Genomic DNA, 25,463 nt, shown 5'->3' with positions numbered 1-25,463 from the left:
ATATCAATACTTTCTTAGGGGTCCTAGGCTTTGGCCACCTGAGGTAATGATCTACCTCTGAACCATCCATATATTACTGGTAATACTAAGAGAGTCAAAATAGTCGTAGTCACCATGCCACCCACAATGACTAGCGCTAGAGGACGTTGAGCCTCAGAGCCAATGGAATGGGATAAAGCAGCTGGTAATAGACCCAGCCCAGAGAGAGCGGCTGTCATCAGTACCGGGCGAACCCTCAATGAAGCACCCTCTACCATGGCATCCTTCATCTCGTGATGCTCAGTAGATGAAGTCTTATTAATAAAGGAAATTAGAATCACCCCATCCTGAATCGCAATACCAAATAACGACAAGAAGCCGAAGAAGGCGGAAATACTCAAAGTCTCTCCCGCCAGATGCAAGGCAATCACGCCACCAATCGCCGCAAATGGTACGTTGATCATGACGATCACCGCATCTCGGAAATTACCAAAAGCACTAACGAGTAGTAAGAAAATACCTAAAAGCGCTAAAGGCACGATCAACATCAATTTCTTCTGCGCCTGCTTCATTTGATTGAACTGACCATCCCAGCTGATTGAGTAGTTTGGCGGCAGAGTTATATTTTTCCCAACTAAGAATTGCGCGTCTTCTACAGCGCTGCCCAAATCACGGTTACGTACACTGAACTTAATCGCAATATATCGCTTACCAGCCTCACGATAGATGAAGAATGGTCCGTCGGATAACTGAACAGTGGCAACCATAGACAATGGAATTGCCGGACCATTGAGAGAGTCAACTAATAAGCGACCAATATCCGCAACGTCATTCCGGCTACCCTCATTAAGGCGTACCGCAATACCAAAGATTTTTTCATCCTCTAATAGATTGGTCACTGCCGCACCACCAATCGCATTAGCTACAACCGACTGAATATCATTGACATTAATACCATAACGAGCAGCGCGTTCACGATCAATTTGAATATTTAATGTTGGCTGACCCAGTTCTTTCAGAATACCCTCATCAGCAACACCGCGAACTTTCTTCAGTTGTGCAATTACTTCAATGGCTTTTTGATCCAGGACCTCAAGATCAGTCCCGTAGATCTTGATCGAGTTCTCACCCTTTACACCAGAGAGCGCCTCATTGACGTTGTCCTGAATGTATTGCGAGAAGCTGTAAGTTACTCCAGGAACTTTATTGAGCTCTTGCTCAAGACGCTTAATTAACTCTTTCTTACCAGAGCCGCTTGGCATCATATCTGGGCTCTTTAAATAGAGGCCATATTCTTGATTAAATACACCAGTAGAGTCGGTACCATCATCTGGACGGCCAATTTGGGCAGCTACTTTTTCAATCTCCGGTTGCTTTAAGAAAGTTTCGCGCAACTGATTAGCCACTTTAACGGAATAATCTAAATCCACCGTATTAGGTAAAGTCACTCGTAGCCAAATATTATTTTCTTCCAAGGTTGGTAAGAAAGCCGTTCCTAAGCGAGTCACACTTAACAATGTCAATCCCAAGACAAACACTGCAACAGAAACCACAGTTAAAGGACGATCCATCCACTTTCTGAGCAAAGGCTTGTAAGCATTCAGAAGTTTTGTAATAAAGCCGGGCGGTCTGTGCTGTAAGTTCTCACCAAATACCAGCGAGATCATGGCTGGCAAGAAGGTTAAGCTAAGAATCATGGCAGCAATTAAAGCAAAGCCCATCGTGAATGCCATTGGCTTAAAAATAATGCCCTCTACTCCACCCATAAAAAATAATGGGGAATAGGCAACAATAATGATGCCTGTCGAGTAGATCATGGCACGCTGAACTTCACTTGTTGCCAAGATAATGCTTTGGTTAAGTCGCTTACCACCCTGCTCCAAGTGACGCATGACGTTCTCCGTCAGAATCACTGCCGAGTCGACAATCACACCGAAGTCAATCGCACCTAGGGAAATCAAGTTAGCCGGAACACTCCATAAGTGCATCTGAATAAACGATACACAGAGCGCCAATGGAATCACTGCGGCCACTACCGCTGCAGCACGCAAATTGCCCAAGAAGAAAAAGAGCACTGCGAGAACGAGAGAAATACCGAAGAATAGTGTGTGTTTAACCGTACCAATCGTAATATCTAGCAAGACTTGGCGATCATAGAAAGGCTTTACTTCAATGCCGGGCGGCAATATTTGCTTGTTAATATTCTCAACGGTATTGCGAACTCGGGCCAATACTTCAGTAGCATTCTCGCCGCGACGCAAATAGACAATCCCTTCAACAGAGTCAGGATTGTCATTGAACTGGAACATCCCCAAACGTGGCGCGTTGCCAATCTCCACCCGAGCAACATCGCCAATGCGAATGGGGACTCCATTATGAATGGAGATAACTACCCGCTTGATATCATCAATATTTCTGAGTAGGCCAACACCTCGAACCACAAACTGCTGCTCACCGCTAGGTAATAATCCGCCACCGGTATTGCTGTTGGCATTGGTTAAGGCAGTAACCAGTTCAGGCACTGTGACGCCCTTTGCCTGCAGACTTTCCGGGCTAACGATAACCTGATACTGACGAACCTTGCCGCCAAAAGAGGAAACGTCGGCAACACCCGGAGTCTGTTTGAGTTCTTTATAGATCTCGTAGTTCTGCAAGGTTTTTAGATGGGCAGACGAGGCGTAATCTGACCTCACCTCGTAACGCATGATCTCGCCTGTTGCATCAGAATCTGGACTAATACTGGATAACACTCCAGGCGGAAAGTTAACATTTGACAGGCTAGCAATAAAACGTTGACGCGCTTGAAATGGGTTTGTTGTGTCATCAAATTTCAGCGTAACAACAGAGAGTCCAAATAAAGAAACAGAGCGGAAAGCTTGTAAACCTGGAATTCCAGCTAAAGCATTTTCAACCGGGATCGTAACCTGCTGCTCAACCTCTGTCGTACTTCTTCCGGGCCATTGAGAAATAGCCTGAATAGTTAATGGCGCTACACCAGGATATGGCTGAATCGGTAACTTAGAAAGACTAAACATCCCCAAACCGAGTAGCACAATCGAGCCCGCGATGACCAGTACGCGTTTCTCAAGTACGCCTCGAATAAAGGAGGTAAATGCGCTCACTTAATCTTCCTGCTTAGCAAAACGGTCGTTTAATAGAACGGCACCTTCAGCAAGAATACGAGAGCCTGACTCTACACCCTCAGTAATAGCGAAGGCTTTGCTATTGAGATCATAACCTTTGACTGGTATGCGGCGAAATGTCTCGGCGCCCACTTTGATAATCACATAGCGTATTTCCCGAATACGCACTACCGCCGTTTGAGGAACCACGATGGCATCAGCCATCCCCGTAGTTAATTTAGCGGAAACATACATATCGGGACGCAAGAGGTTATCGGCATTCTCAATCTCTGCACGAATCAGCAAGGCACGTGTCTGAGAGTCAATTGCTGGAGCTAGGTAATTTGCATAGGCAACAAATTCTTTATCGGGATAAGCCTCAACTTGTAAGGTCAGTTTTTGACCTTGCTTGACTAGACGCAAATCCTGCTCAAATACGTTTCCTAAGAACCAAAGTTGTTTTGGGTCGGCCAAAGTAGCAATCACATCACCTGAGTTCACGGCTGAGCCTGGCTCAACACTGCGCTTTACTAGCACCCCTTTTAATGGGGAGCGCATGATGAGATTGGCTTGGGTCTTACCATTAGCTTCAATCGCTTTAATATCCCCATCACCAGCCCCCAGATTCCGAATGCGATTAGCGGCAGCCTCTTGAGTAATGCGAGCATCACCTAAAAGATCACTCATCGTTTTGCTGGTCTCCAATACCTTGGCAGTTCTAGAAGAAAGCAAGTACTCTTGCTGAGCAGAAACAAATTCTGGGCTGTAGATCTCCACTACTGGAGAGCCGACATTAACCTCAGCACCCTCAAAAGCATAAATATGCTCTACCCGTCCTGGTGCACGAGCAGACAGTACTTTAGATTTTTCCGCATTAAAGGCCAGACGACCAGCAACTTTGATATCGATTGGTACCTGTACTTTTTCAGCAGTTTGGAAGATGTAAATTTCTGGGTTGAGCTTGATACCCGGAAGCTTTAACTCCAAGATGCCACTCTTCTCTACCTTCAATGCTTTATCAGAGGCTTCAATTTTGACGATACGATTCACAATAGTAATACGGCCTAAAACAATACCCATCGATAAAATAGTAAAAGCATAGGCGGCTAAACGCACTCGATGACGATTTTGCGGGCTGAGATTCCAGTACAGACCAGCAACACTGGCAAGGGCCACCAGAAGATGATGGCCACCAAAATGCAATACCTTGTCGGCGATAGGTCTTACCTTATCGGCAAGCTGTTTTAAAAAAGAAAGAATTTTGTCTTTCAACACTGCTCCTTAAAAAGGTTCTTTGCCAGATGTCACTAGCAATATTGCTTGCGCTTGGAGCAGATTACTCTCCGCTAGCGCCAATTGAACTTCTAAACTACGCAATTGTGTTTGCGCTGTCAGTAGATCGTTAAATCCCTGACCATTATTAGAGTACTGAGTCAGGCCAACCTTATAAGCAGCATCTGCTTGAGGCACTTGACGCTCTTTTAAAAATTGAGTTTGATTCTTTGCCTGCTCATAGGTGGCATAGGCGCTATTGACTGCCAACACAATTTGTTGACGATTAGAAATGTTGCCCGCCTCTGCAGCCGCTTGATTTCGTTGCGCCTGCTCAACTCCATATTTTTCCTTGGTAAAGAAATACAGCGGAATGATGAGATCGAGCTCTAACTGGTAGAACATCGTTCCATTGTTAGCTGAAAATGGACCGCGCGGCGTAAATGAGGAGCCAATGACCTGAAAGTCTGGCAAATACGCTTTCTTGGCAAGATCTACGCCCTTGCGGGCAGCCTCTAACTGCAATGTTGAGCTCTTCAAAGAGGGGTGACTAGTTTCTGCATAATCTTCCAACTCTAGTAGAGTAGGCACACTGTTCATGGCACGACGTACATCACCGCGCAAGACTAGCTTTTCTCTCGAGTGACGACCCACTAAAGTATTGATGTTATTGAGGGCGACTGAAAGCTGACGCTCAACATTAAATTGATCGGCTTGTGCTGCGCTTTGTGCTACTTGCGCATTGAGATATTCAACATAAGCTGCAGAATTATTTGAGTAGCGCGCTTTTGCTACATTCTTAATCATCTCCAAGCGCATTGCCGACTCTTTCAGTACCTGTAACTGCTTTTGCGATGCTAAAGCGGTGTAATACAAAGTGGATAGTTGGGCACCGAGCTGTAAATAGATAGATTCACTTTGAGCCAATAGTGCTTCAGCATTGGTATTGGCAATGTCGGAGGCCAAACTCTTCTTACCCGGAAACTGAAACGGCTGCGCAATAGAAATTGAGTTATTACTACTGATGCCATTAGGATACTGGGGTGGATTAGGTGCGTTTGCCCCACCCAAAGCAAATGGTGAATTTGATGGCATGCCTGACCACACGAGGCCTACTTGCGGATTAGCTGGAGCATTGATCTGCGGCACAGTTGCCTTGGCGGATAAATAGGACTCGCGCAATGAAGACAGCTGAGGGTTGTTCAGTTTGAGTTCATTCCAAAGCTGCCGTAAATCCATTTCCGCGGGGCCTGATTGAACACCTTTTGTATAGATCTTCGGTGTATTACTTTGAGTTACTGGCCCAAATAGTGGCGCGGCATTTGCAGGAGTGCTCCCCAACGGCGGTGTTGATAGAGCATCCTTGGATTCATTTGTCTGGACTGTTACGCTCGCAGTTATGGCGGGATTAGCGGGCGATGTTTGAGCAATAACCGGGCTTATCAGAAATAATGGGGCGATTAGATAAGCAACCCAGCTGAATGGGGTTGTTCTGACATCAATAAATTGGCTCTTTTTTTCATGGCCGTAAATCAAATCGGCTGCCTCTAAATCTCTAATAATGCTGTTTTTATAGCCCCAGATGCAGAATTACCTGCATTGGTAAGGGGGTTTTAAAGATTATAGGTGACAAATTCCAAAAGTCTACTTATTGGAGTTTCATAAGCCATTGATTCTAAAGATAATAATTAAATTATTTCTAAGTGAAATCCCTAGAACTCAGCATGGATCCTGAAAGACAGGATATTGACCGGTCCACGAGCAGCGTTATAGGCCGGATTAATGATGTGCTGGAAATTCAAACCCGCTAAAACATTCTTAATTACGGTAGCGTTGTAATAGATCTCGCCGATCCGCTCCGGTGAATACGAAATCGTCTGACTTGGGCTAGCGTAGTCGCCAATGAAATAGGACACACCTCCCGCTTGGAGATAGCTAAGGCGATAGCTTGATAAACCGTTTTGCATCATCGAGATACCAACGCTGTCTTTTGGGCGCTTCCAACTTGTACCGTTCATGCCCATACCAACCGAGATGGAATTGTCCGCCTCAGTAAACGACATGGTTTCAGTATGGCCATCTGATGTAAAGGCGCGAGCATAGATGCCGAGGTCTTTTGTTAAAGCTTGCTCTCCATGTAAACCAATACCAGTTTTGATCTGCATATTGTTGCGGACATTGTTGATTGCTTGAGTGCCTTGGCGAGCATTAGGATCTTGATCAATGTAATTAGTCGCATCAGAGAACCGCGCCAGCATCATCTTGTTGCGATACGCCAAAACGCTGACCTTGCCAGGAAGATTAGCGATATTATGTTGACGCTCTACCTCCACTTGATCGCCATAGGTATTGAAGATTTGCCAATTAAGGTCACGACCATTTGGTGATTTAGGGGCTAGCATTCTCGAGGCTCGCATGACCCAATTATCGAGATACCATTCTCCTGCCAAGCCCCAGCTATAGCCTCTCGCATCGGCTGCATAGTCGTATGCGAGATAGGTCATATTGCCCCAGTTCATAAACTGAATACGAGGGTCTTTGGCATAACGGCTGTCATCAAAGATATCTAGCGTAGAAAACTGACCGCCAGTCAACACAACACGATTACTGCTGACCGTTTGGGTAATTTGATTGGCCTCATCCTCAAGAACAAGTTTGCTACCTTCTTGATTGATGGTATGGCGAGCAAAAGCGCGGGCAGAATAAAACTTGGCTTGTGCGCCTGTCGCTTTACTACCTTCGCCGTTGGTAAAACCACCCAAGCCCACTAAGCCAGAAAAGGGCACTCCAGAAATAACTTCAGGATTGAAATAGATATCCGTATTCGGTGCAATGCGCGCACCAAAGAATAAAGTGCCGGACCAGGTATAGCTCATGGAGTTTTGAGCATTCAAACTATTCTGACCAGAATAGGATGAGGTGAAATTGTTGTAACGCTGATTAACGTAAGTCGTTTGCCCATGAATATTCACTGGCAAGCCAAAGAGCGTTCCTTCTGTTGGAACACCATCAATGGGAGCGGCAAAAGTTGCGATTTGATCTGATCCCGAACCCGCCTTCTGAGCGAGCGCAGTCGTGCTGTAAAAGGCAGCAAGCAAGCTCAATAAGAAAACATAGGATTTATGGATCATTAAAACTTCATCATGCTTAGCATCAATGGCCAATGAAAACGTAAGGACCAGATCTACCGGGGTAAAAACAAGACAGCTCGGATAGGCACGGAGTGAGATTGAAGCTCAACAGGGGTGCTGGCCAAATTATCCCTAAAAAGGACTAGTTTACCTAGAATTTATGTCGAATTAGTGACGATTAGGCTCCAGAGACTGGGCATTCAGGATGTCAAACAACTTTGGAACGGATAATTCGGAATGGTCTTCCGCAATTTTTCCCAAATGAACCCAATACTCAATTTGTTGAGATGGGAAACTTCCAGCAAGCCTACCAACTTCCCAAGCTTGCATTACTAGATTCTGAGACAACCTAATCACTTTGGGCATTATTTGTATATGTGCTTTCGATCACCAACACTCAAGACGAGAATGCTGATCTCTTTATCTTTAATAGAGGTAATGATCCGATAATCACCGACCCGATAGCGCCAGTAGCCCCCATACTCAGTTCCCTTTAAAGCTTCACCAAGAATTCTGGGGTCAGCCTGAACGGCAAGCCTCTCTCTGCAAAACCCAATAATTCTTTTAGCTACTTTAGGATCAAATTTTCTTAATTGTTTTTGTGCTGATGGGGCAAACTCAATCTGCCAAACCAAGATTTCGCTCCACTTGATCCAATGGAATAGCTTTTACTTTGCCACTTTTTAAGGCTTTCATACTCTTATCCGCTAGATATACATCTTCCAAATCTTCTAGATAAGCCAGAATTGCTTCGCGGGCATAGAAGGTTTTTGTTCTTCCGGTCGCCTTGGCCAAAAAATCAAGTCTCAATTCAATTTCCTTGGGTAATCGTATTGCCAACATATGACCTCCTAGTCTTTGCTATACAAGTATAGCAATTATGACGAATTTATAGGGGGCACAGCAAGGACAACATTAGTTAAAAGGGGTGAGCTGAGATTTTATTAAAAAGGTGCATGTCAATCAACGCCAAAAACAAAAGGGTTTTTAGAAAACCACTTTACTTAGCGACGATCCATCAGCGCTCTGGCCAAGGTGCCTGCATCCACATATTCCAACTCACCACCTACCGGAATACCTCTGGCAATTCTGGTGACTTTGATGCCTTTGGATTTAAGTACCTCACCAATGTAGTGGGCTGTAGCCTCACCTTCACTCGTGAAATTCGTTGCTAATACAACCTCCCTGACTGGCACTCCAGTATCTGGGGCTTCAATGCGATTAAGCAATCGATCGAAATGAATTTCATTGGGACCCATACCATCGAGTGGTGAGATGCGACCCATTAATACAAAGTAATTGCCTTTGAAGCTCAAGGTCTGCTCGACCATGACTTGATCAGCTGGTGTTTCTACAATGCACAGTAATGATGGATCACGACGATCATCATTACAAGTAACGCAGATTTGAGTTTCCGAGAAAGTATTGCAGCGGGTGCAGTGCCCTACTGTCTCCACAGCCTCACCTAATGATTGAGCTAAAACTGCTGCTCCATTGCGATCATGCTGCAGTAGATAAAAAGCCATGCGTTGTGCTGACTTTGGTCCTACTCCAGGCAATACGCGTAATGCCTCGATCAATCGACCAAGGGCATCTTGCGGAGCTTCTTGACGAGCCATTAAAACGGTAACTTAAATCCAGGAGGCATTGGCATACCCGCAGTAGCACCAGACATCACTTGTGAGCTAGCAGCTTCTACTTGTTTGAATGCTTCTGTGTAGGCAGTAACCAGTAAGTCTTCGAGCATTTCGCGATCATCCATTGCGCCTGGATCGATCTGCACACGCTTCATTTCATGTTTGCCAGAGATGGTGACTTTCACTAAACCACCAGCAGCTTGGCCAGTGACTTCTAGCGCAGCCAATTGCTCTTGCGCTACTTTCATCTTCTCTTGCATCTGCTGGGCTTGTTTCATCAAACCAGCAAGGCCACCTTTCATCATCGCTTATTTCCTTTGTTTATTTGTCTTAGATCTATCTATGAATATGAAACTCAATTAAAGAGGTTTCACGGAGCCACCGACTACCTTGGCTCCAAACTCTTTTTCTAATTGCTGAATAAATGGATCTTGCGCAATCATCTGCTCTGCATTCTGTCTTTTCTCTTGATGAATCTGGGCATCGACTTTAGCGACCGTCTTACCTTCAACTTCACCCTTCTCAATAATCACTTTGATCGGCTTAGCAAAGTGTGCAGACAGCGCATCCGCAAGACGACCAACAGAAGCATCAGATGCGAGCTGGGGCATGGGTGTCACAACCGTTGCGCGCACGCCTGCCGGTGAATCTTCCCAATCTTGTAATTCTGTCTGAAATGCTAACTGCTGTACCAAACCCTTAACAGGCAACTGGCGCATCAAGGTATGCCAGTCCGGACGATCTGCGCTGGAGGCTGATGCAGCAGGCTTAGCTACTGGTGTGGGAGTAGATGCAGCAGGCGCAGCTCTAACTGGAGCAGCAGTTTGGTTTGCTGGTGAAACCGGTCTTGGGGTGCTTACTACTGGAGGCGTCGAATTTCCTACCCTGCCTGGAGCTTCGCCTCCCGGACGAAAGGCCAGCATACGCAAGAGTGTCATAGCAAAGCCAGTTTGCTCATCTGGTGCTAGTGATAGATCCGGACGGCTGGTGATGCTAATTTGATAGAAGAGTTGCGCCTCTTCTTTTGTCAGTGCACTAGCCAAGCGACGAATCTCTGCTGCTTCTGGCCAGTCTTCTAATACTGAGTCAGGAACAATTTGTGCAGCTGCGATTTTTTGAATCAGGCTAGATAGATCAGCCAGCGCTAATGAGAAAGACATACTGCGCTCACCCATCTCATTGGCAATGGCTAATAATGTTGCACCATCTTTAGCTATCAGTGAATCCAGAATTCTGATGAGATAAGCATCATCTAAGGTGCCGAGCATGCCGCGTACGGCTTCTTCAGATACTTTGCCAGCGGCATATGCGATGGCTTGATCAGTTAGCGATAAGGCATCGCGCATGGAGCCTTGTGCCGCTTTAGCCAAAACTCGAAGGGCATTGGTTTCGCAATCCACTTTTTCTGCGGCGAGTACTTTTTCTAAATGCTCCACGATGAGCGGTACTGGCATTTGCTTGAGATTGAACTGTAGGCAACGGGACAGAATGGTGACTGGGATCTTTTGGGGATCCGTAGTTGCAAGTATGAACTTCACATGTTCAGGCGGCTCTTCGAGCGTTTTGAGCATGGCATTAAAAGCATGATTGGTGAGCATATGCACCTCATCAATCATGTAGACCTTGTAACGTGCATTGCTTGGGGCGTAGGCCGCCTTCTCCAATAGAGCAGCAATATCGTCTACCCCGCGATTACTTGCAGCATCCATCTCTATATAGTCGACAAATCGTCCAGCATCGATTTCTAGGCAAGCTGGGCATTTGCCGCAAGGTTCTGAGGTCATGCGACCCTGGCCGTCCTCCCCAGTGCAATTGAGAGCTTTGGCCATAATTCGGGCGATTGTGGTCTTTCCGACCCCGCGAGTGCCCGTAAAGAGCCAAGCGTGGTGGAGTCGACCCTGGTCTAAGGCATGGGTTAAGGCCTTAACCACATGGTCTTGTCCTACCAATTGGGAGAAAGTTTTAGGGCGCCACGAACGGGCTAAAGCCAATGCTGTCATGTATTACATTCTAACAAGCTAAAATGGAATTGGACGGGCCTCCTCGCATGGCGGTTTGGATAACCTGGTCAGGTCGGGAACGAAGCAGCCAAACCCAATTCTGTCAGTGCCGGGGGTCGGGCTCGTCCACCTTCCCCAAGCTGTCTACATGGCCACCCCCTTACCTAGAGAAACCCTCATGACCCAAGCCATTATTTTTGATGTAGAAGCAACCGATAAGAACGATGCCGTCATCATTGAAGCTGCTCATTTGGATGTCACTTCCATAAATCCTCTAGCCGTTGGCAATCCTTGGGTGCAGCGTTACAACCCTGGCAAACCGATTAGCTTAGGCGCTCTAGCTACTCACCACATCATGGATGAAGAGTTGGTCAACTGCCCTGCTAGTAGCTCCTTTAGACTGCCTGCTGGCACGAAGTACATCATTGGTCACAGCGTGGATTTTGATTGGGAGGCTATTGGCAAGCCAGAGGTCAAACGTATTTGCACCCTTGCACTATCCCGCAGCCTTTGGCCTGACTTAGATAGCCATACTCAAAGTGCCCTGCTCTATCACTTTGAACGTGCAACTGCTCGTGAGCAATTACGAAATGCCCATAGTGCATTAGCGGATGTGTGGATCTGCTCCAAGATTCTGGTACAGATCATTGAGAAGCTTAAGCCTTCTTCACTGGATGCTTTATGGGAAATGTCTGAGAAATCCCGCATTCCGACAATCATGCCTTTTGGCAAGCACAAGGGTGAGTTGATTAGCCAGGTACCATCTGATTACAAGCAATGGATGCTGCGTCAGGACAATGTCTCTGAATACCTTCGCAAGGCCTTACAGGCTTAAGTTTTTAATGCTGCTTGTGTGCCGAGGACACTAGTTTCTCTGTATAGGCAATCGCAACTGCTGAAAGCACAAAGGTGACGTGGATTAAGGTTTGCCACAGCAAGGTCTTTTCATCATAGGAGGATGCATTGATGAAAGTCTTGAGCAAATGAATCGATGAGATACCAATGATGGCGGTTGCGAGCTTTACTTTTAGTACGCCTGCATTTACATGAGATAGCCACTCGGGTTGATCTGGATGATTCTCTAGCTCTAGGCGTGAGACAAAGGTTTCCCATCCACCCACAATAACCATGACCAACAGGTTGGAGATCATTACTACGTCGATTAATCCCAACACGACCAACATGAGGGCAGTTTCAGTCATAGACTTATCTGCCATCATCGTAATAAGGTGAACCAGCTCTAACCAGAACTGCCAAACATAAACACCTTGGGCAACAATCAGGCCGATATAGAGTGGTGCCTGCAACCAGCGGGACATAAATATCCAGCGTGGCAGTGGACGTAACTTTTTATCTATATAGGTTTGCTTGTCATCGATCATATAAGGGATTTTATCCATATTTATGACATTTTTATATTCACATTACACCTATCTGGCGTAGGGGAATTCCGATGACTATCGCCTTTACTAGGAAATAAGGAATCCGTGATTTCCTTATTCCCCTTCTAGGCAGCTGCTGCTTATTCTGTTTTTTCTTACTGATACTTGCGGCTAAATACTTGGGTCTTGCTACGCTCATTACGCTTCGTATTTTTCAACACTGCGCAGTAAGACAAAATCATGATGATTGCGAGTGAGATGCCGTTGAAGTTATTTAATAGTTCCATTTGATTTCTCCTTATTTACTGTTTACTTACTTCGTTACTTAATTAGTTAATTGCTTATTTATCGTGCTACAGGTAATTCATCCCACTGTGTGGTGTAGTTCGGTGACTTGTTGCCCGATCGCATCTTCCAGTCCTGCTTAGTACCAGATGCTGCGGTTTTGATGGCGGCATTACCAAAGCGGCTGTTAATTGAGTCCATGGCTTTCATGAGTCCAGCCGATTTACCTTTGACTTCCATGTCATCAAATAGGGATTGCTGCATGGTGGGTTTATCGGCCAAGAGATTAAAAATGACGCCTGCCTTCTTGTACTTAAAGCCGGCTTTGTAGATTTGCTTTAGTCCTTTTAATCCAGCACTAGTGAGCGTTAAGGTGTTATCACTAGGATCACTCAGGACTACTGTGATGCTTTGATGGTGTTGTGGCTCAAATGGTTTATGTGGATTGGTTTGCACAAAGATGGTGAGCGCGCCCGTAACGGATTTTTGGCTTCTAAGTTTCTCGGCGCCTCTTGCAGCATGGGTAGCCACAGACTCAGCCAACTCCTCTATTGAGGTCACAGGTTTACCAAAACTTCTGGAAGAAATGATTTGCTGTTTAGCTGGAGCCACTTCTTCCAATTGCAAGCAAGATACGCCACGCAACTCGTAGCAAATGCGCTCAATCACAACGCCAAACTGTTGCCGCATGGCTTGTGGTGATACTTGCACCAAATCAAATACGCTGTTGATCTTCAGTTCTTTAAGCTTCTTAGCAGTCTTGCAGCCAATACCCCACACCTCACCTACCGCTGTCTCTGCCATCCACTGATAGAGCATTGCTTTTGGCATGGAGCTAATGTCACACACACCAGCAAACTGGGGATTCTTTTTAGCCAAGTGATTGGCCAACTTAGCGAGCGTCTTACTTGCTCCAATGCCAACACATACAGGCAAGCCTGTGGTGTCTTTAACATCTTGCTTGATGATTTGACCCAGACTAGTAGGGTCAGCGTATTGCTTGAGCACTGTCTCGATTTGCAGAAAGCTCTCATCAATACTGTAGACCTCTAAATTGGGCGTGAACTTTCTTAAGATTTCCACTACCCTGCCACTCATATCGCCATACAAGGTGTAGTTTGAAGAATAGGCCTGGATACCGTGCTCCTTAGCCAAATCCTTCATCTGAAACCAGGGTGTACCCATCTTCACACCTAGCGCTTTGACTTCAGCACTACGCGCTACGGCACAACCATCGTTATTCGATAGAACTACCATGGGGACATCTTCTAGCTTGGGCGCAAATACGCGCTCGCAAGAGACATAGAAGTTGTTCACATCAACGAGTGCGAAGAGTTGATTCGTTTGGCCGGCTTGGTTCATGCGGATCTTCTGTTTCTGGTGCTAGCGTGGCTGTACTTACGCACTACCCCAACGACCACACCCCAGATTTGGAGTTCACTATTCTCGTTAAAGGTAATGGGCTCGTAATTGGGGTTCTCTGGCTGAAGCTCAGTTTTGCCGCGCAACTGATAGAGGCGCTTGATGGTGTACTCGTCATCCACTACGGCAACCACGATGTCTTTATGTTTTGGCTTGAGGGCTTTATCCACCACCACCTTATCGCCGTCACAAATACCCGCGCCCATCATTGAATCGCCTTTGACAGTGAACATGAAGGTGGCCGGCTTGTTTTGGACTAAATAGTGGTTTAAATCGAGACCTTCCTCGGCATAATCCGCTGCTGGGCTCGGAAATCCCGCTGAAATGCGATGACTCAGGAGTTTGAACTCATAGACGCCATTTGCCGCCAAGGCTTGTGGAGTCTGGGTCAGCGTGCTTTCTGAGGAGCTTTGTGGAAGTGCGATAAGTGCCATGGGTTCTAATATACTGTATATCCATACAGTATTTCAATACCCGGGCCTTATTTTTTCAAAAACGTGGTTTTTGACCCATTTTTAAGGGTTCAGCCTGATGGTTTGGCGCCCCACTCAGTTCTGATACAGCGATACTCCAGCCTTAATGGTTTGCACAACACCAATGTCCTTGATGTCTTTTGGGTCTACCTTAAGAGGGTTTTGATTGAGCTCAACCAAGTCGGCCAACTTGCCTACAGTGATAGTGCCTTTTTTACCCTCTTCCTTGTATTGATAGGCCGCATTACTAGTAAAACCTTTCATCGCAAGATAGGGATCCACTTTTTGCTCTAGTCCTAAGGTATTTCCAGAAGCAGTTTGGCGGTTCACGGCACTCCAAATGGAAAAGAGCACATTCGGGCCAGAAGACGGGGTGTCATTGTGAAGCGCAGTTACGACGCCTTTTGCATGCGCACTCTTTAGTGGACTTAAATTATTAGCTCGCTCTGCCCCCAGAACCCGGGGATAAACATCGCCATATAACCAGGTGTCGTTTGGCATCATCACTGCCATGATGTTGTTCTTTTTATAGCCTTCTAGTTGATCATCACGCACAAAAAATGAATGGGCGATCACCGTACGGCGATCATCACGAATGCCAGTCTCTTTGATAGCCTTATCAATAGCCGCAAGCGTCATATCAATACCAGCGTCACCATTGCTATAGCCAAAGTACTGGATATTTTTCTCATAAGCTAGTTTGACGTACTTATCAATCAAGCTTTGCGGATAATAGGGAAATCCGCGCCAATCTTTTGAAAATCCCGTAGTATCCAAATAGGGTTTGGTGAAGTAAGCCAAGCGTAACTGTGGCGCACCATCAGTGGGTACTTGTATACCCGCCACCTTGAACCCTCGATCACCTTTACTGTAGACACCAAACTGGTAATTGGGGTTAGTCTTGAGGAGCTCATCAACAATATCAAAAGTTGGCAAAGCAATTAAGTCAAGCTTTACAATGCCGCGATCTACTGCCAAACGCATATTACGCATATCAGCCAGAGTGGCCTCATAGCTCTGCGCAGTGGTAAAGCCGTTAGACAGATAGAGCTTCTCAGCCTTGCGATAAGACTCAAATGTGAGGTCTTGAGAATATTTACCTACTGCTTTTGCTACTGCAGTGAGGTAAGGCATACCAATGAGGTCACCAGTCAGCCTCCCTGTTTTGGGATCAACTGGAATAAATCCATTCACTGCTTTAGTAGCAGCAGTAATCCCTAATTTTTTCAGGCCCGCACTATTAACCATACCTGTTAAGGTAGAAATATTTTCGATTAAGACTGGTGTATTGGGAAAGGCCTGATCAAGCTCTGCCAAGGTAATTGCACCATCGCTTAATAGCGCTTCTGAGTATCCCGTACCAACAATCCAGCCATTAAAAAGCCTTCCTTCAGTTTTGAGTTTTTCAAATAGCTGTGACTTATTCTGCGGTGGATTTTTAGAAAAGTACGCCACATTCACACCAAAGGTATCTTGCGCAATTAAGGCAAAGTGACCCCAGGTATCAATAAAACCTGGCAAGAGGGTATGGCCTTTTAAGTCGTACATATTGGCATTGCTGCCAGCCTCAGCCAAAGCCCCTTTCATATCGCCAACAAAGGCAATCTTGTCATCTTTCACCAAAACGGCTTCAACATACTTGGGACTGTCACCCTCCATTGTCAAAATGTCCCCGTTGAAATAGAGGGTGGCAGGAGCAGCAAAGGCCATTATCGCAATGGACAGGTAAGCACCAAGCAGAATTTTGGGAATCATTTTCATAAGCACCATTTTTACAGGAAAAGATGCTGAGTAAGAAAAAACCACCCGAAGGTGGTTTATTTGCTTGAGCCGCTTGGTTTCTTCTTAGCAGAATACAAAAGCCAGAATAGCTGGATCATCTAAGAGAGCATTCGAGGTATAGATACTTGCCCGATAAAGCCAAGCATGCCCCACTTCGATGAACTCGATTACTCTCTCCATTAGCCGAGGTAATCTGCTTTGCCGAGCTCAATACCGTTGTGACGCAAGATGTTGTAGGTGGTTGTGATATGAAAGTAAAAGTTTGGGATGATCCAAGTCAGTACATATTGCTCACCCACAAACTCAAAGTTTCGCCCTTTAATTGAGAACTGAATCACTTTTGCTTCTGTGCCATCAATCTGCTCAGGCTTGATGCTATCCATAAAGGCAATCGTTTTAGCAATACGCTCTTTTAGCTGAGGAAGCGTGCTTTCGGTATCCTCAAATTTAGGCGCTTCAACGCCAGCCAAACGCGCCAAACCAAACTTCACTTGATCGCAAGCAATCTGTACCTGCCTTGCCAAAGGGAACATATCTGGAAATAAGCGCGCCTCTACCAAGACCTTACCATCGACTCCTTTTGCAGCTGCATACTCTTCAGCCATAGTCAGAATGGTGGTGAGGTTGACTAGCATCTTCTTTAACTGAGGAGCCGATGCTTGGTACATGGAAATTGCCATAAATACTTTCTTATATGAGCTACTAGATTAAGAGTGAATTAAACATCACTCATAAAATCGCCACCGCCGCTATTGTCATCCCAAGAGGATCCTGAGCTAGCATCATCCCAAGAGCTAGCATCACGCACACCAAAATTAGGATCCAAAGATGCTGGGCCGCCCACTTGATTGAAGTTAGGGTTGGCGCCGTGATCCGCATTGGAATGGCCGCCATCGCGCCCACCCATGAGGCTACCGGCCAATGCTTGACCAGCATACATACCAGCACCTAATGCAGCACCAGTTGCAAGACTACCCATCAAGCCGCTACCCATTCCACCTGCGGCTGGGGCTCCAGGGTATCCAGGGCCACCGGGGCCACCAGGATTGCCAACAGGGCCGCCTGGAGTTCCAGGGTAACCAGCGCTTGGTGCGTTGTAGACCTGTACTGCTTCAGCCTTGCGACGCTTCATCACCATAACAACACCAATGACCAAGATGGCAATCAAACCCCAGAAGAGTGGATTGCTGAAAATGGATGTCTGACTAGCAACAGGCGCAACTTGAGTGCTAGCCAATTGCACTTGAAGCTTTTGTACAGACTCAGCTTGTGCAAATGGCAATCCTGGCGCTAAGTTTTGCGCTTTAATGAAATGATTGCGCGCTGCCTCTACCTTACCTTCTTTGGCATAAAGCTCGGCCGCCACATAGTGCGCCTTTGCACTATTAGGATGGTTTTGCAGAACTTCTTTCATCATGGCATCAGCTTTAGCCATCTGCCCAGATTGCACCGCCTTATATACCTCTGGCAAAGTTGCCTCGGCAAATGCTACGTTGCTAGTTAACAGTAGCGCTGCTGCGAATACGCCAACGAATAAATTAATTACCTTACGAATGTTCATGAAGACTCCTTGTAGGATGTTTCGTGTGAATTTCATTATCCCCAGTTTGGGGATTTTTGCTATTCCCTACTTATATAGGGCCTTTAGGGTGGATTTCAAGGGGGGTGTCGCAATTCTAGGGATTGAGTATCCTTATTTTTTGTAGCTATATTAATTCATTGCTGATATGATTTAACGTAACTACAATATTTCCGATGAAATTATCTTATGATTTGGCTAAAAATAATTCAAATATTCAGAAACACGGTTTATCTCTTGCAGAGGCTAAGCTACTTGAGTGGGATGCGGCCCTAGAGTGGATTGATGGCAGGAAAAATTATGGTGAGGAAAGGCGCATAGCGCTGGTCCCAATGAAGCAACGCTTGTACTGCATTGTTTACGTTGAGCTAAAAGTAGGCATCAGAGTTATTAGCTTGAGAAAAGCAAATGTTCGGGAGGTTGAAAAGTATGAAAAAGAAAATAATTAGACCGACTGCAGCAGAAGATGCTGCAATCACAAAGGCTGCGATGGCAGACCCAGATTCCATTCCATTCACCGATGAAGAGTGGGAGAAGGCCAGACCCACAATGGTTCGTGGTCGTGGCAGGCCCTTAGGCAGTGGAAGTAAAGAGCAAGTTACCCTGAGAATCGATAAGGATGTTTTAGATTTCTACAAATCCAAAGGTGAAGGATGGCAAACGTTCATCAATCTGGTGTTGGGTGAAATTAAAAAAGAAGCTAAATCCATATCAGTTGTTGAGAAAAAAATTATTAAAGGTAATTTAATTTCAAGCAAACTCAAAATTGCCGCTTAAGAATGCGCTTAACTAACTTCCGCAATCTCACCTCTAGCAGAGATTAAAAAGGCCTTAGCCGGCTTATCTGGACGTATTCTGGCCAGCTCTTGTTTGTAGTTATTGAGCTGTGCGCGGTATTTATTATGAGCTTCACTACCCACCTCGGGGATCGTAAGCTTGTAATCCAGGATAGCCAAGTGATCGCCAAACTCTACTAAGCGATCTAAGCGGAAGCTCTTGCCATCTAAACTCACAATATCAATCTCATTCCAGGCTTGCACCCACTGATTTGCTGTGAGGTATTGCTCAAGCTCTTGAGTATTGAGAACGGTAGTTGCCTGGTCTAGTGCTTTACTTGCCAACTCATTGCTAATGCCGAGCCAGCGTGCGATTTGCTCTACGCCAATCGCTTCTGGCTTTGCTGCTCCAGTCTGTAGAGTGAGATGCTGTAGCAATTGATGAAAGTGCACGCCCTCCTCCAATATTTTGGAGCTATCCAGCGTATTGCCATCACCTTGAAATACTTCTAAAGTCATGCCACTTTCGATATTTTTGAGCTGTTGCTCATGACCAGCCTTAGCCGAGCCCCAGGAAATCTCAAAGTCATCCATCATGAAGCTCTTTGGATTGACGGTCTTTTGACTTACTAGCACCTGGGTATTGTTTTCTGTCAGCCCTGGTTGATTTTCAAGAATAGGTAACTGACCCAAGGTTGCTCTGCCATACCAAGACTTTTCATCTAAGCCTGTAGGATTTTTTGTGGTGGGTGCTTTTGCTACACCACTAATCCACAGTCCCTGCTTTGCTCTGGTCATTGCAACGTAGAGCAGATTCCAGTTCTCGTTCTTACCAATCAGTAGCTCGCGTTCACGTACTTCACTGCGAGGATTGGTTAAGGTGGCTGAGGTGTACATCGACAAATGGCTAGGACTCTCACTCTCGGGCGGCCAATCCAATAAGACGCCACGATGATCCGCCTTACCTTCGGTATGGTTCGCATCGAGCATAATCACAAATGGTGACTCCAAGCCTTTTGCTCCATGAATTGTCATGATACGAACGCGCTTGTTTTTATCCTCCTCAGATAACTCACTCCCCTCATCAAGCTCTGCGAGATCAGATTCCACCTCAACATCACCCTCATCAGGAGTTTCATCATCATCGCCACGACGAATAGTATTAATCTCCTCAATAAAGCGACCTAAGCTTGGATAACGGCCGCCATCTTGATTCAGCGCGAGCTCCAGGAAGGCATCGAGGTTCGCTAAAACTTGCGCACGGGCAATTTCTTGAGAAACGCTAGCGTACTTAATACGCAAATCACTCTCTTGATAAATCTGATCAAGCAAGTCGTGTACTGGCAAGCGCTCACCTAATATGCGCCAATGCTCCAAATACCGCGCTGCCTGTATCAAGCCAGCATCTAGGCTCTCTTGCAAAGCATCCCACCACGAGCGATATTGATTAGATGCCATTGCCTTAACAAGGGTTTGCATTTGGCTCTCCGTAAATGCAAAGATCGGGCTTCTCAATACCTGGGCAAGCGGCAAATCATGCCGCGGCGTTACCAAGACGGTTAAGAGTGCAATCAGGTCATCAATCTCCAGCGTATTGAGTAAGCCACCGAGCCTTGAGCTCTCAAATGCTAAGCCTGCCTCACGTAAAGCACGCTCAAATTGCGGAAGGTACTTGCGGCGCTTAACTAATAGCAAGAAATCACTCTCCCTTGCCTTGCGCCAGACTTCTTGACCATTGATGCGGTCCACTACAGGACGCGTCTGAATGAGATGCTGGATCAACGTACTGACCTGCTGCCCCTCAAGATAGCGCTGAGCGACGTCAGCAGTTTGCCTCGCATCCACAATGGCTTGCTCAAAAGCATTGCCTGCTCTTTGCTCTAACTCTTCGATCTCAAATTTCACGAGAGGCAATAAATAAGCCTCACCCTCGTTTGAATATGGCGCTAGTGCAGTATTGACTAGCGGCGCTTTCCACAAAGTGTTTTGGGCGGTAAATGGGTATGACTCTGGTAATTGTTCAGTACCGAAGATCTGATTGACTGCCTCGTTGATTTTCGGGGCATTACGGCGGGTAGTGTTTTGGTTTAATGAAGCTGCGTTCATTTCCTTTACTAAAAAAGCCTGCGCATCATTAAATAATCTCGGGTCAGCACGACGGAATCGGTAAATGGACTGCTTAGGATCCCCTACAATAAAGACGGTGGGTTTAGATTCATCCTGACCATAACCCTCTAACCATGCCCGCAGAATTTGCCACTGCAAAGGATTGGTGTCCTGAAACTCATCCACCAGAATATGCCTGTACTTCGCATCTAATCGAGACTGCAAATAGGCCGCATTAGCAGAATCCGCCATCAACTGACTAACGCCGATCTCCAGATCATCAAAGTCACGCACACGCATGGACTCTTTGCTTACGTTCACGTGATCCATCATGGCAGCGCTCATTGCAAACCAAGCTTCATTGAGTGCGAAGGCCTCTTGCTCTTTTTTCCAGGCAACAAATTCTAAGAAAACAGTTGCCCAAGCTTGCTTATAAGTCACATGCTCTTGCTCGCGATCCAGTTCGCCCACTTTTTTGAGGTATTTCTTGAGATCGCCCGCAGCTTTATCATTCGATGTGCGATTGGTTTTATCTTGAGTCAAAAATACTGACTGCAATATCGGTGCTATCTCCATCACATCACTACCGCTATTCTTTAGGTCGATTGCCATCTGAATAGTGGGCGCATAGGCCATCTCAGTAGCCCCGCTATTACTAAAGCAGCGATGCAAGTACTCTAAGTCTTCTTTGGCGTTAATGGCATTCCAAATTCTATTGAGCGGATTATTGATCTTTAATCTCGATAAATCAGTTTTAAGTCTTTCAATGGGGGTAGTACCTCGAGCCTTGCATGCTTGAGAGAAGAATGTCCAAGCGCCTCTTTGTTTAAAGAGGCTGTAATTACCCCTTAAGAAGTGTTGGGTCTCACTTGCTCCTAGTGCGTTTAATAAGGTGTCGTAATGCGCTGTAATATCTTCTGGTAAATTGCCCCACCAATCATCCAGACATTCATCTTGTAAACGCTTTGCATCCTCTCGCAAGCTAAAGCCAGGCTGAATACCTGTTGAGATTGGTGCTGCGCCTAAGAGCCTGCCAAACCAACCATGGAAGGTATCAATCACAATGCCTTGTGGGCTTGATAGCACTTTGACATAGAGAGACTTGGCCGTAGGCAGTAATGCCTTCGCCTCATCAGCATTCAGACCACGCTCAGTTAAATGTCCAATAAGTTGCCCATCACTCGCCTGTGAAAACTCCTCCAACAAGCGATAGAGACGATCACGCATCTCTTGTGCAGCTTTTCTGGTGAAAGTAAGCGCGAGGATTTCTTGAGGCTTTGCTCCTGCTAACAGGAGGCGAGTCATTCGGGCAACCAATAACCAGGTCTTACCACTACCCGCACAGGCAGACACGATGACCGAGCGATTAGGGTCGCAAGCAATGTTGACTGGGAAAGTAGAGTTACTCACCACATCCCCTTTCTGCAAATACCCCTAGCCTCGCAATACTGACAAACACTATCGGGTGCGAATGCTTTGAGTGGTTTATCAGACCAAAGAGATTGCATATCCTCAGTTATTTGCTCAGAAAATACTTGCATAAGCTTTGGCATTTCTAAGACGACTACTGAACGCTCAGACTCACCACCACCCTTTTTTACATCCGCTTTTAAGGCCACCCACTCAGCTGCATTGACTGCGCGCCCAGGGATCTTGTTACTCTCATTAGAAGCTCTGGCATAAATTAATAACTGTGGATCATCCAACAGTACTTCTGAGCGCGACTCTAATTTGGCGAGATTTTGATTCTTATAGTCAATAACCGATGCAGCTTTTGGATCGTGGATACTCACATCAAAACGGTCGGCATAACCCTCAATCCGCATATGACGCTCATTGCCATTGACATCGGTAAACGGTAGATCAAAACCAACCTTTACTTCAGCGTCATAAAACTGCCAGCCCTGTGCCTCACGATCTAACTGCCATTGAATAAAACTCGGGATTTGTTTTTGCCAATCCCTCAAGATACCCAAGACCCTGGCATCCCCTTCAATTAAACGCTTAAAGACTTGTTCGGAGATCAGTGTGAGCTGATCTTGCATCCAAGCGCCGCGCAGTTCAGGGTCAACGGTAATTGGTGAGAGGGACTTTTGTGCCTCACTTTTCATTGCGTGATAGAAGTTACGCAAGATCTTGTGCAGCGTTTGACCAGCAAGAGAAGCATCAAAGCCTTCTTCAAACCCTTTAAGCTTGCGTAAGCCCAGTAGGCTACGTACGTAGTATCGATAAGGGCAGTCTCGTAAAGCTTTATAAGCACTTGGACTCATCGAGACAGGCATTGGCAAGTCTACGTCTAGGCTTGCGATTGCCATTTGTGATGGGATTGCTGTGCCACTGCGAGGTGTAAATAAGGAACTAGCATTTTGTGCCTGCCAATTGGGCAAACCGATTTGGAGTCGCTGGATCCAGGCAGATGGTCTTAGGGGCTCCCCACTCTTGCTCTTGCTTTGCCAAAGGAGATTGACACTTTGGAAGGAGACAAGCAATTGAGATAAATCTCGTGCCTGCTGAATAAATTGAGCTTCAATACTCGATCCACCCAAGAGTCGATTCAAGGCATCGGAGAAAAATAACGGTGGCTCTGAAAATGTAGGAAGCTGCTGCTCGTCACAACCTACCATCACAACAGATTCAAATTCCCTAAAGCGAGTGGAGCTAAGAGGCAAGATACTTAAAGTAGCCGCCGCATTAATACCCTTCTCTTCATAAGAAGACTCTTCAATGACGGTCTTTAATAAACTCAGCCATTCATTGAGGCGCATCGAAATTTGCTGATGCTCAACATCAAAATTAAATGTTTCCAGCAGCTCAAGCAATTGTTTGCCAGCAGAATCTTTTTCTAAGCTCTGAGTCATTCCCACTTGAATCAGGTCATCCATCAGATATTGATGGGCTAGAGCGCAATTGATTTTGATTCCACGCCAACGATTGAGGCGACCACGAATGGATTGCAGTAACTCTAGTAAAAGCGGATTAGGTGCAGCAGAGCCATGTGCGACCGATCCCTCAATCGCCATATGAAAAGTTTCCCAGCCAGATTTAGCCTGACTAGCAATCAAAATATCTTCGAGCTGTGCCACCAATCCATTTAAAGATTCTGCGTCACGCGTACCGTTGGGGTTAAGGCACTTTCCAAGATCTAGGAATGGGTTTTGCAAAAACTCCAATAGATCAGCTGCACTCGGACCCTCAGATGGTGCGCGCAATAACTCGAGCCAACTATTGAGCGCTGCAGCTGCTCTGGTGGTGGATAACTTCCAGCCCGTTTCATCTTGAATCTTGAGAGATGGGCCTAGACGTGCAAGCAATGCACGCGCCCTTCTGGCCACGAGACGATCTTGCGCTACCAGGGCGATATTGGTTTTGCCATCTATTAACTGCTGCTCAATGGTTTTAGCTGTTGCCCATGCCAACTCTTCAAATCGCTTAGCGGCAATGAGATGCCAATCCTCTGGATGGGCATTGCTGATATTGGCTTGGATGGTTTGCAGCTTTTGCTCTTCAGGAATCTGGCGGCTTATTGCTTCGGCCCAGAGTGCTACTGATTCCCAGTTCATCGTCACTTCAACTGCTGGCGCGAACTGCGCATAGTCCGCTAAATATCCTTGAATAAGCTGCTTATCATTCGGAGTTGGGTCTGCGGTCTCTACCCAAATCAAAGGTCTTGTATTTAAAGGTTTTGTACTTGCTTGTGAAGTTTTCTTGGCAGCCTCAAGATGGGCGGCCATAGCAAATTGCCTTCTGAATGCGGGATCACTTGGGCTGGTGATGTATCTCCAAAATGTCAGCAGCACTTGCGCTTCTTGATCCACTACTTTTCTTGCAAGTGCTGGATATGCCCGCCCAATGGTGCGATCTAATAATGGTTCAAGGGTTTCAATCCAAGATTGCGTATTTTGAGTAATAAGCTCTTCTTGATTTGAGATTAATCGATGTAGCTCTTGCTGAAGGCTGGGCGCTATAGAGTTCGATAAGGTATCGCAGGCTGCGATGATGGCCTGAGCCAATCCCCACGAACCTGCCTCGTTTTCTGCTTTGAACCAGGATTGCAACTGCTTATGTTTGCGCAGAGTGGCATATACAGATAGCCAACGCTCTAGATCGGTTTGCTTTTTGGGGAACTTCCAGGCGCCTGGCGCTGCTTCTAGCCAGTCGTTAAAACTCATGACTTGGGGCAGGAAGGCAATGTGATTTGGCAGATCGTTAGGTCGATACTTTTCCAGGGCTGCTCTCACCCCCATTAATGGGCCTGCGGTACTTAGCACCACTAAGGGGCGCTGGTTTGTTTGCTTTGCACAATTCCAGATACCCTCGGCGAGTGATTTCAGAGCACTGGCATTAGGCGCTATTGCCCAAGCATGTGGCTGCTTCTGCTCGTTTAGGATGGGAAATGGGGGCGGCATTGAGGTAAGTTCTGGGGTTTCTTTTGAGAATTTAGGCAGAAAGTGTGGCTTATTGCTAATATAAGCGTTGTAGTGCAATAACTATATAAAACTAAATAAGATTAATTAAGG

The 25,463-nt window shown here is 46.1% G+C and carries 22 protein-coding genes and 1 other RNA gene; 4 read left to right on the top strand and 19 right to left on the bottom strand.

All coding sequences use genetic code 11. From position 1 onward, the window contains the following. Positions 1 to 23 precede the first annotated feature (23 nt). From ICN43_RS06375 to dnaX, 10 genes are all read right to left on the bottom strand, one after another. Positions 24 to 3,101 (bottom strand): CusA/CzcA family heavy metal efflux RND transporter, encoded by a 3,078-nt coding sequence (locus ICN43_RS06375; protein ID WP_216197908.1) that lies wholly within the window; start codon positions 3,099 to 3,101, stop codon positions 24 to 26. Then, entirely contained in the window at positions 3,102 to 4,376 is a 1,275-nt protein-coding gene (locus ICN43_RS06370; protein ID WP_370623163.1) for an efflux RND transporter periplasmic adaptor subunit, read from the bottom strand. A 6-nt stretch (positions 4,377 to 4,382) separates the two neighbouring features. Continuing rightward, complete coding sequence (locus ICN43_RS06365) at positions 4,383 to 5,909, bottom strand: TolC family protein (RefSeq protein ID WP_255533449.1); 1,527 nt, start codon at positions 5,907 to 5,909, stop codon at positions 4,383 to 4,385. A gap of 176 nt (positions 5,910 to 6,085) precedes the next feature. Further along, positions 6,086 to 7,504, bottom strand: coding sequence for a carbohydrate porin (locus ICN43_RS06360; RefSeq protein ID WP_216197906.1), 1,419 nt, complete (start codon positions 7,502 to 7,504; stop codon positions 6,086 to 6,088). A gap of 168 nt (positions 7,505 to 7,672) precedes the next feature. Beyond that, positions 7,673 to 7,870 (bottom strand): ParD-like family protein, encoded by a 198-nt coding sequence (locus ICN43_RS06355; protein ID WP_255533448.1) that lies wholly within the window; start codon positions 7,868 to 7,870, stop codon positions 7,673 to 7,675. Next, entirely contained in the window at positions 7,870 to 8,139 is a 270-nt protein-coding gene (locus ICN43_RS06350; protein ID WP_216197902.1) for a type II toxin-antitoxin system RelE/ParE family toxin, read from the bottom strand. Before ICN43_RS06350 ends, ICN43_RS06355 begins: the two co-directional genes overlap by 1 nt. Further along, positions 8,123 to 8,347 carry a CopG family transcriptional regulator gene (locus tag ICN43_RS06345; RefSeq protein ID WP_216197900.1) on the bottom strand — a complete coding sequence of 75 codons (225 nt, stop codon included), beginning with the start codon at positions 8,345 to 8,347 and terminating at the stop codon, positions 8,123 to 8,125. The genes ICN43_RS06350 and ICN43_RS06345 overlap by 17 nt, the downstream gene beginning before the upstream one ends. A gap of 161 nt (positions 8,348 to 8,508) precedes the next feature. After that, positions 8,509 to 9,123 carry a recombination mediator RecR gene (gene recR / locus ICN43_RS06340; protein WP_216197898.1) on the bottom strand — a complete coding sequence of 205 codons (615 nt, stop codon included), beginning with the start codon at positions 9,121 to 9,123 and terminating at the stop codon, positions 8,509 to 8,511. Next, positions 9,123 to 9,446 (bottom strand): YbaB/EbfC family nucleoid-associated protein, encoded by a 324-nt coding sequence (locus tag ICN43_RS06335; protein ID WP_046330302.1) that lies wholly within the window; start codon positions 9,444 to 9,446, stop codon positions 9,123 to 9,125. The genes recR and ICN43_RS06335 overlap by 1 nt, the downstream gene beginning before the upstream one ends. Positions 9,447 to 9,500: 54 nt before the next feature. Next, positions 9,501 to 11,141: a DNA polymerase III subunit gamma/tau gene (gene dnaX / locus ICN43_RS06330; RefSeq protein ID WP_216197896.1), complete on the bottom strand. Its 1,641-nt coding sequence runs from the start codon at positions 11,139 to 11,141 to the stop codon at positions 9,501 to 9,503. A 32-nt stretch (positions 11,142 to 11,173) separates the two neighbouring features. On the opposite strand from dnaX, the gene ffs reads away from it, so the two are divergent. Both ffs and ICN43_RS06320 read left to right on the top strand, forming a co-directional pair. Then, positions 11,174 to 11,271: signal recognition particle sRNA small type (ffs, locus tag ICN43_RS06325), an RNA gene on the top strand. An 18-nt stretch (positions 11,272 to 11,289) separates the two neighbouring features. Further along, positions 11,290 to 11,976, top strand: coding sequence for a putative quorum-sensing-regulated virulence factor (locus tag ICN43_RS06320; protein ID WP_255533447.1), 687 nt, complete (start codon positions 11,290 to 11,292; stop codon positions 11,974 to 11,976). 4 nt (positions 11,977 to 11,980) lie between these two features. Here ICN43_RS06320 and ICN43_RS06315 read toward each other — a convergent pair whose 3' ends face one another. The 7 genes from ICN43_RS06315 to ICN43_RS06290 form a co-directional block, all read right to left on the bottom strand. Then, positions 11,981 to 12,541: a TIGR00645 family protein gene (locus ICN43_RS06315; protein ID WP_255533446.1), complete on the bottom strand. Its 561-nt coding sequence runs from the start codon at positions 12,539 to 12,541 to the stop codon at positions 11,981 to 11,983. Between the two features lie 137 nt (positions 12,542 to 12,678). Continuing rightward, entirely contained in the window at positions 12,679 to 12,810 is a 132-nt protein-coding gene (locus tag ICN43_RS11175; protein WP_255533445.1) for a hypothetical protein, read from the bottom strand. A gap of 58 nt (positions 12,811 to 12,868) precedes the next feature. Next, entirely contained in the window at positions 12,869 to 14,170 is a 1,302-nt protein-coding gene (locus tag ICN43_RS06310; RefSeq protein ID WP_216197894.1) for a Y-family DNA polymerase, read from the bottom strand. Then, positions 14,167 to 14,664 (bottom strand): LexA family transcriptional regulator, encoded by a 498-nt coding sequence (locus ICN43_RS06305; protein WP_216197892.1) that lies wholly within the window; start codon positions 14,662 to 14,664, stop codon positions 14,167 to 14,169. The genes ICN43_RS06310 and ICN43_RS06305 overlap by 4 nt, the downstream gene beginning before the upstream one ends. A gap of 114 nt (positions 14,665 to 14,778) precedes the next feature. Continuing rightward, positions 14,779 to 16,464, bottom strand: coding sequence for an amidohydrolase (locus ICN43_RS06300; protein WP_216197890.1), 1,686 nt, complete (start codon positions 16,462 to 16,464; stop codon positions 14,779 to 14,781). A 200-nt stretch (positions 16,465 to 16,664) separates the two neighbouring features. Then, positions 16,665 to 17,165: a DUF1993 family protein gene (locus ICN43_RS06295; protein ID WP_216197889.1), complete on the bottom strand. Its 501-nt coding sequence runs from the start codon at positions 17,163 to 17,165 to the stop codon at positions 16,665 to 16,667. A gap of 38 nt (positions 17,166 to 17,203) precedes the next feature. Beyond that, complete coding sequence (locus ICN43_RS06290) at positions 17,204 to 18,046, bottom strand: tetratricopeptide repeat protein (protein WP_216197888.1); 843 nt, start codon at positions 18,044 to 18,046, stop codon at positions 17,204 to 17,206. Between the two features lie 194 nt (positions 18,047 to 18,240). Between ICN43_RS06290 and ICN43_RS06285 the strand changes: the two genes are divergently transcribed. Beyond that, positions 18,241 to 18,513, top strand: a complete 273-nt coding sequence (locus ICN43_RS06285) for a BrnT family toxin (protein WP_216197886.1) — start codon at positions 18,241 to 18,243, stop codon at positions 18,511 to 18,513. Then, on the top strand, positions 18,494 to 18,841 hold the full coding sequence (locus ICN43_RS06280; RefSeq protein ID WP_255533444.1) for a BrnA antitoxin family protein: 348 nt from the start codon (positions 18,494 to 18,496) through the stop codon (positions 18,839 to 18,841). The genes ICN43_RS06285 and ICN43_RS06280 overlap by 20 nt, the downstream gene beginning before the upstream one ends. Before the next feature lie 8 nt (positions 18,842 to 18,849). Here ICN43_RS06280 and ICN43_RS06275 read toward each other — a convergent pair whose 3' ends face one another. Next, positions 18,850 to 22,356 (bottom strand): UvrD-helicase domain-containing protein, encoded by a 3,507-nt coding sequence (locus tag ICN43_RS06275; RefSeq protein WP_370623162.1) that lies wholly within the window; start codon positions 22,354 to 22,356, stop codon positions 18,850 to 18,852. Then, positions 22,353 to 25,352, bottom strand: coding sequence for a PD-(D/E)XK nuclease family protein (locus ICN43_RS06270; RefSeq protein WP_216197882.1), 3,000 nt, complete (start codon positions 25,350 to 25,352; stop codon positions 22,353 to 22,355). Before ICN43_RS06270 ends, ICN43_RS06275 begins: the two co-directional genes overlap by 4 nt. Positions 25,353 to 25,463: the final 111 nt, after the last annotated feature.

Source organism: Polynucleobacter sp. UK-Mo-2m-Kol15, assembly GCF_018881505.1.
GTDB lineage: Bacteria > Pseudomonadota > Gammaproteobacteria > Burkholderiales > Burkholderiaceae > Polynucleobacter.
This window is presented reverse-complemented; position numbering and strand designations above follow the sequence as displayed.

Excerpts from the sequence above, each read along its gene's own strand:
- ICN43_RS06360 (WP_216197906.1), bottom strand. The coding sequence starts at position 7,504 with ATGATCCATAAATCCTATGTTTTCTTATTGAGCTTGCTTGCTGCCTTT.
- ICN43_RS06355 (WP_255533448.1), bottom strand. The coding sequence starts at position 7,870 with ATGCCCAAAGTGATTAGGTTGTCTCAGAATCTAGTAATGCAAGCTTGG.
- ICN43_RS06345 (WP_216197900.1), bottom strand. The coding sequence starts at position 8,347 with ATGTTGGCAATACGATTACCCAAGGAAATTGAATTGAGACTTGATTTT.
- recR (WP_216197898.1), bottom strand. The coding sequence starts at position 9,123 with ATGGCTCGTCAAGAAGCTCCGCAAGATGCCCTTGGTCGATTGATCGAG.
- ICN43_RS06335 (WP_046330302.1), bottom strand. The coding sequence starts at position 9,446 with ATGATGAAAGGTGGCCTTGCTGGTTTGATGAAACAAGCCCAGCAGATG.
- dnaX (WP_216197896.1), bottom strand. The coding sequence starts at position 11,141 with ATGACAGCATTGGCTTTAGCCCGTTCGTGGCGCCCTAAAACTTTCTCC.
- ICN43_RS06320 (WP_255533447.1), top strand. The coding sequence starts at position 11,290 with ATGGCCACCCCCTTACCTAGAGAAACCCTCATGACCCAAGCCATTATT.
- ICN43_RS06315 (WP_255533446.1), bottom strand. The coding sequence starts at position 12,541 with ATGGATAAAATCCCTTATATGATCGATGACAAGCAAACCTATATAGAT.
- ICN43_RS11175 (WP_255533445.1), bottom strand. The coding sequence starts at position 12,810 with ATGGAACTATTAAATAACTTCAACGGCATCTCACTCGCAATCATCATG.
- ICN43_RS06310 (WP_216197894.1), bottom strand. The coding sequence starts at position 14,170 with ATGAACCAAGCCGGCCAAACGAATCAACTCTTCGCACTCGTTGATGTG.
- ICN43_RS06305 (WP_216197892.1), bottom strand. The coding sequence starts at position 14,664 with ATGGCACTTATCGCACTTCCACAAAGCTCCTCAGAAAGCACGCTGACC.
- ICN43_RS06300 (WP_216197890.1), bottom strand. The coding sequence starts at position 16,464 with ATGAAAATGATTCCCAAAATTCTGCTTGGTGCTTACCTGTCCATTGCG.
- ICN43_RS06295 (WP_216197889.1), bottom strand. The coding sequence starts at position 17,165 with ATGGCAATTTCCATGTACCAAGCATCGGCTCCTCAGTTAAAGAAGATG.
- ICN43_RS06290 (WP_216197888.1), bottom strand. The coding sequence starts at position 18,046 with ATGAACATTCGTAAGGTAATTAATTTATTCGTTGGCGTATTCGCAGCA.
- ICN43_RS06285 (WP_216197886.1), top strand. The coding sequence starts at position 18,241 with ATGAAATTATCTTATGATTTGGCTAAAAATAATTCAAATATTCAGAAA.
- ICN43_RS06280 (WP_255533444.1), top strand. The coding sequence starts at position 18,494 with ATGAAAAAGAAAATAATTAGACCGACTGCAGCAGAAGATGCTGCAATC.
- ICN43_RS06270 (WP_216197882.1), bottom strand. The coding sequence starts at position 25,352 with ATGCCGCCCCCATTTCCCATCCTAAACGAGCAGAAGCAGCCACATGCT.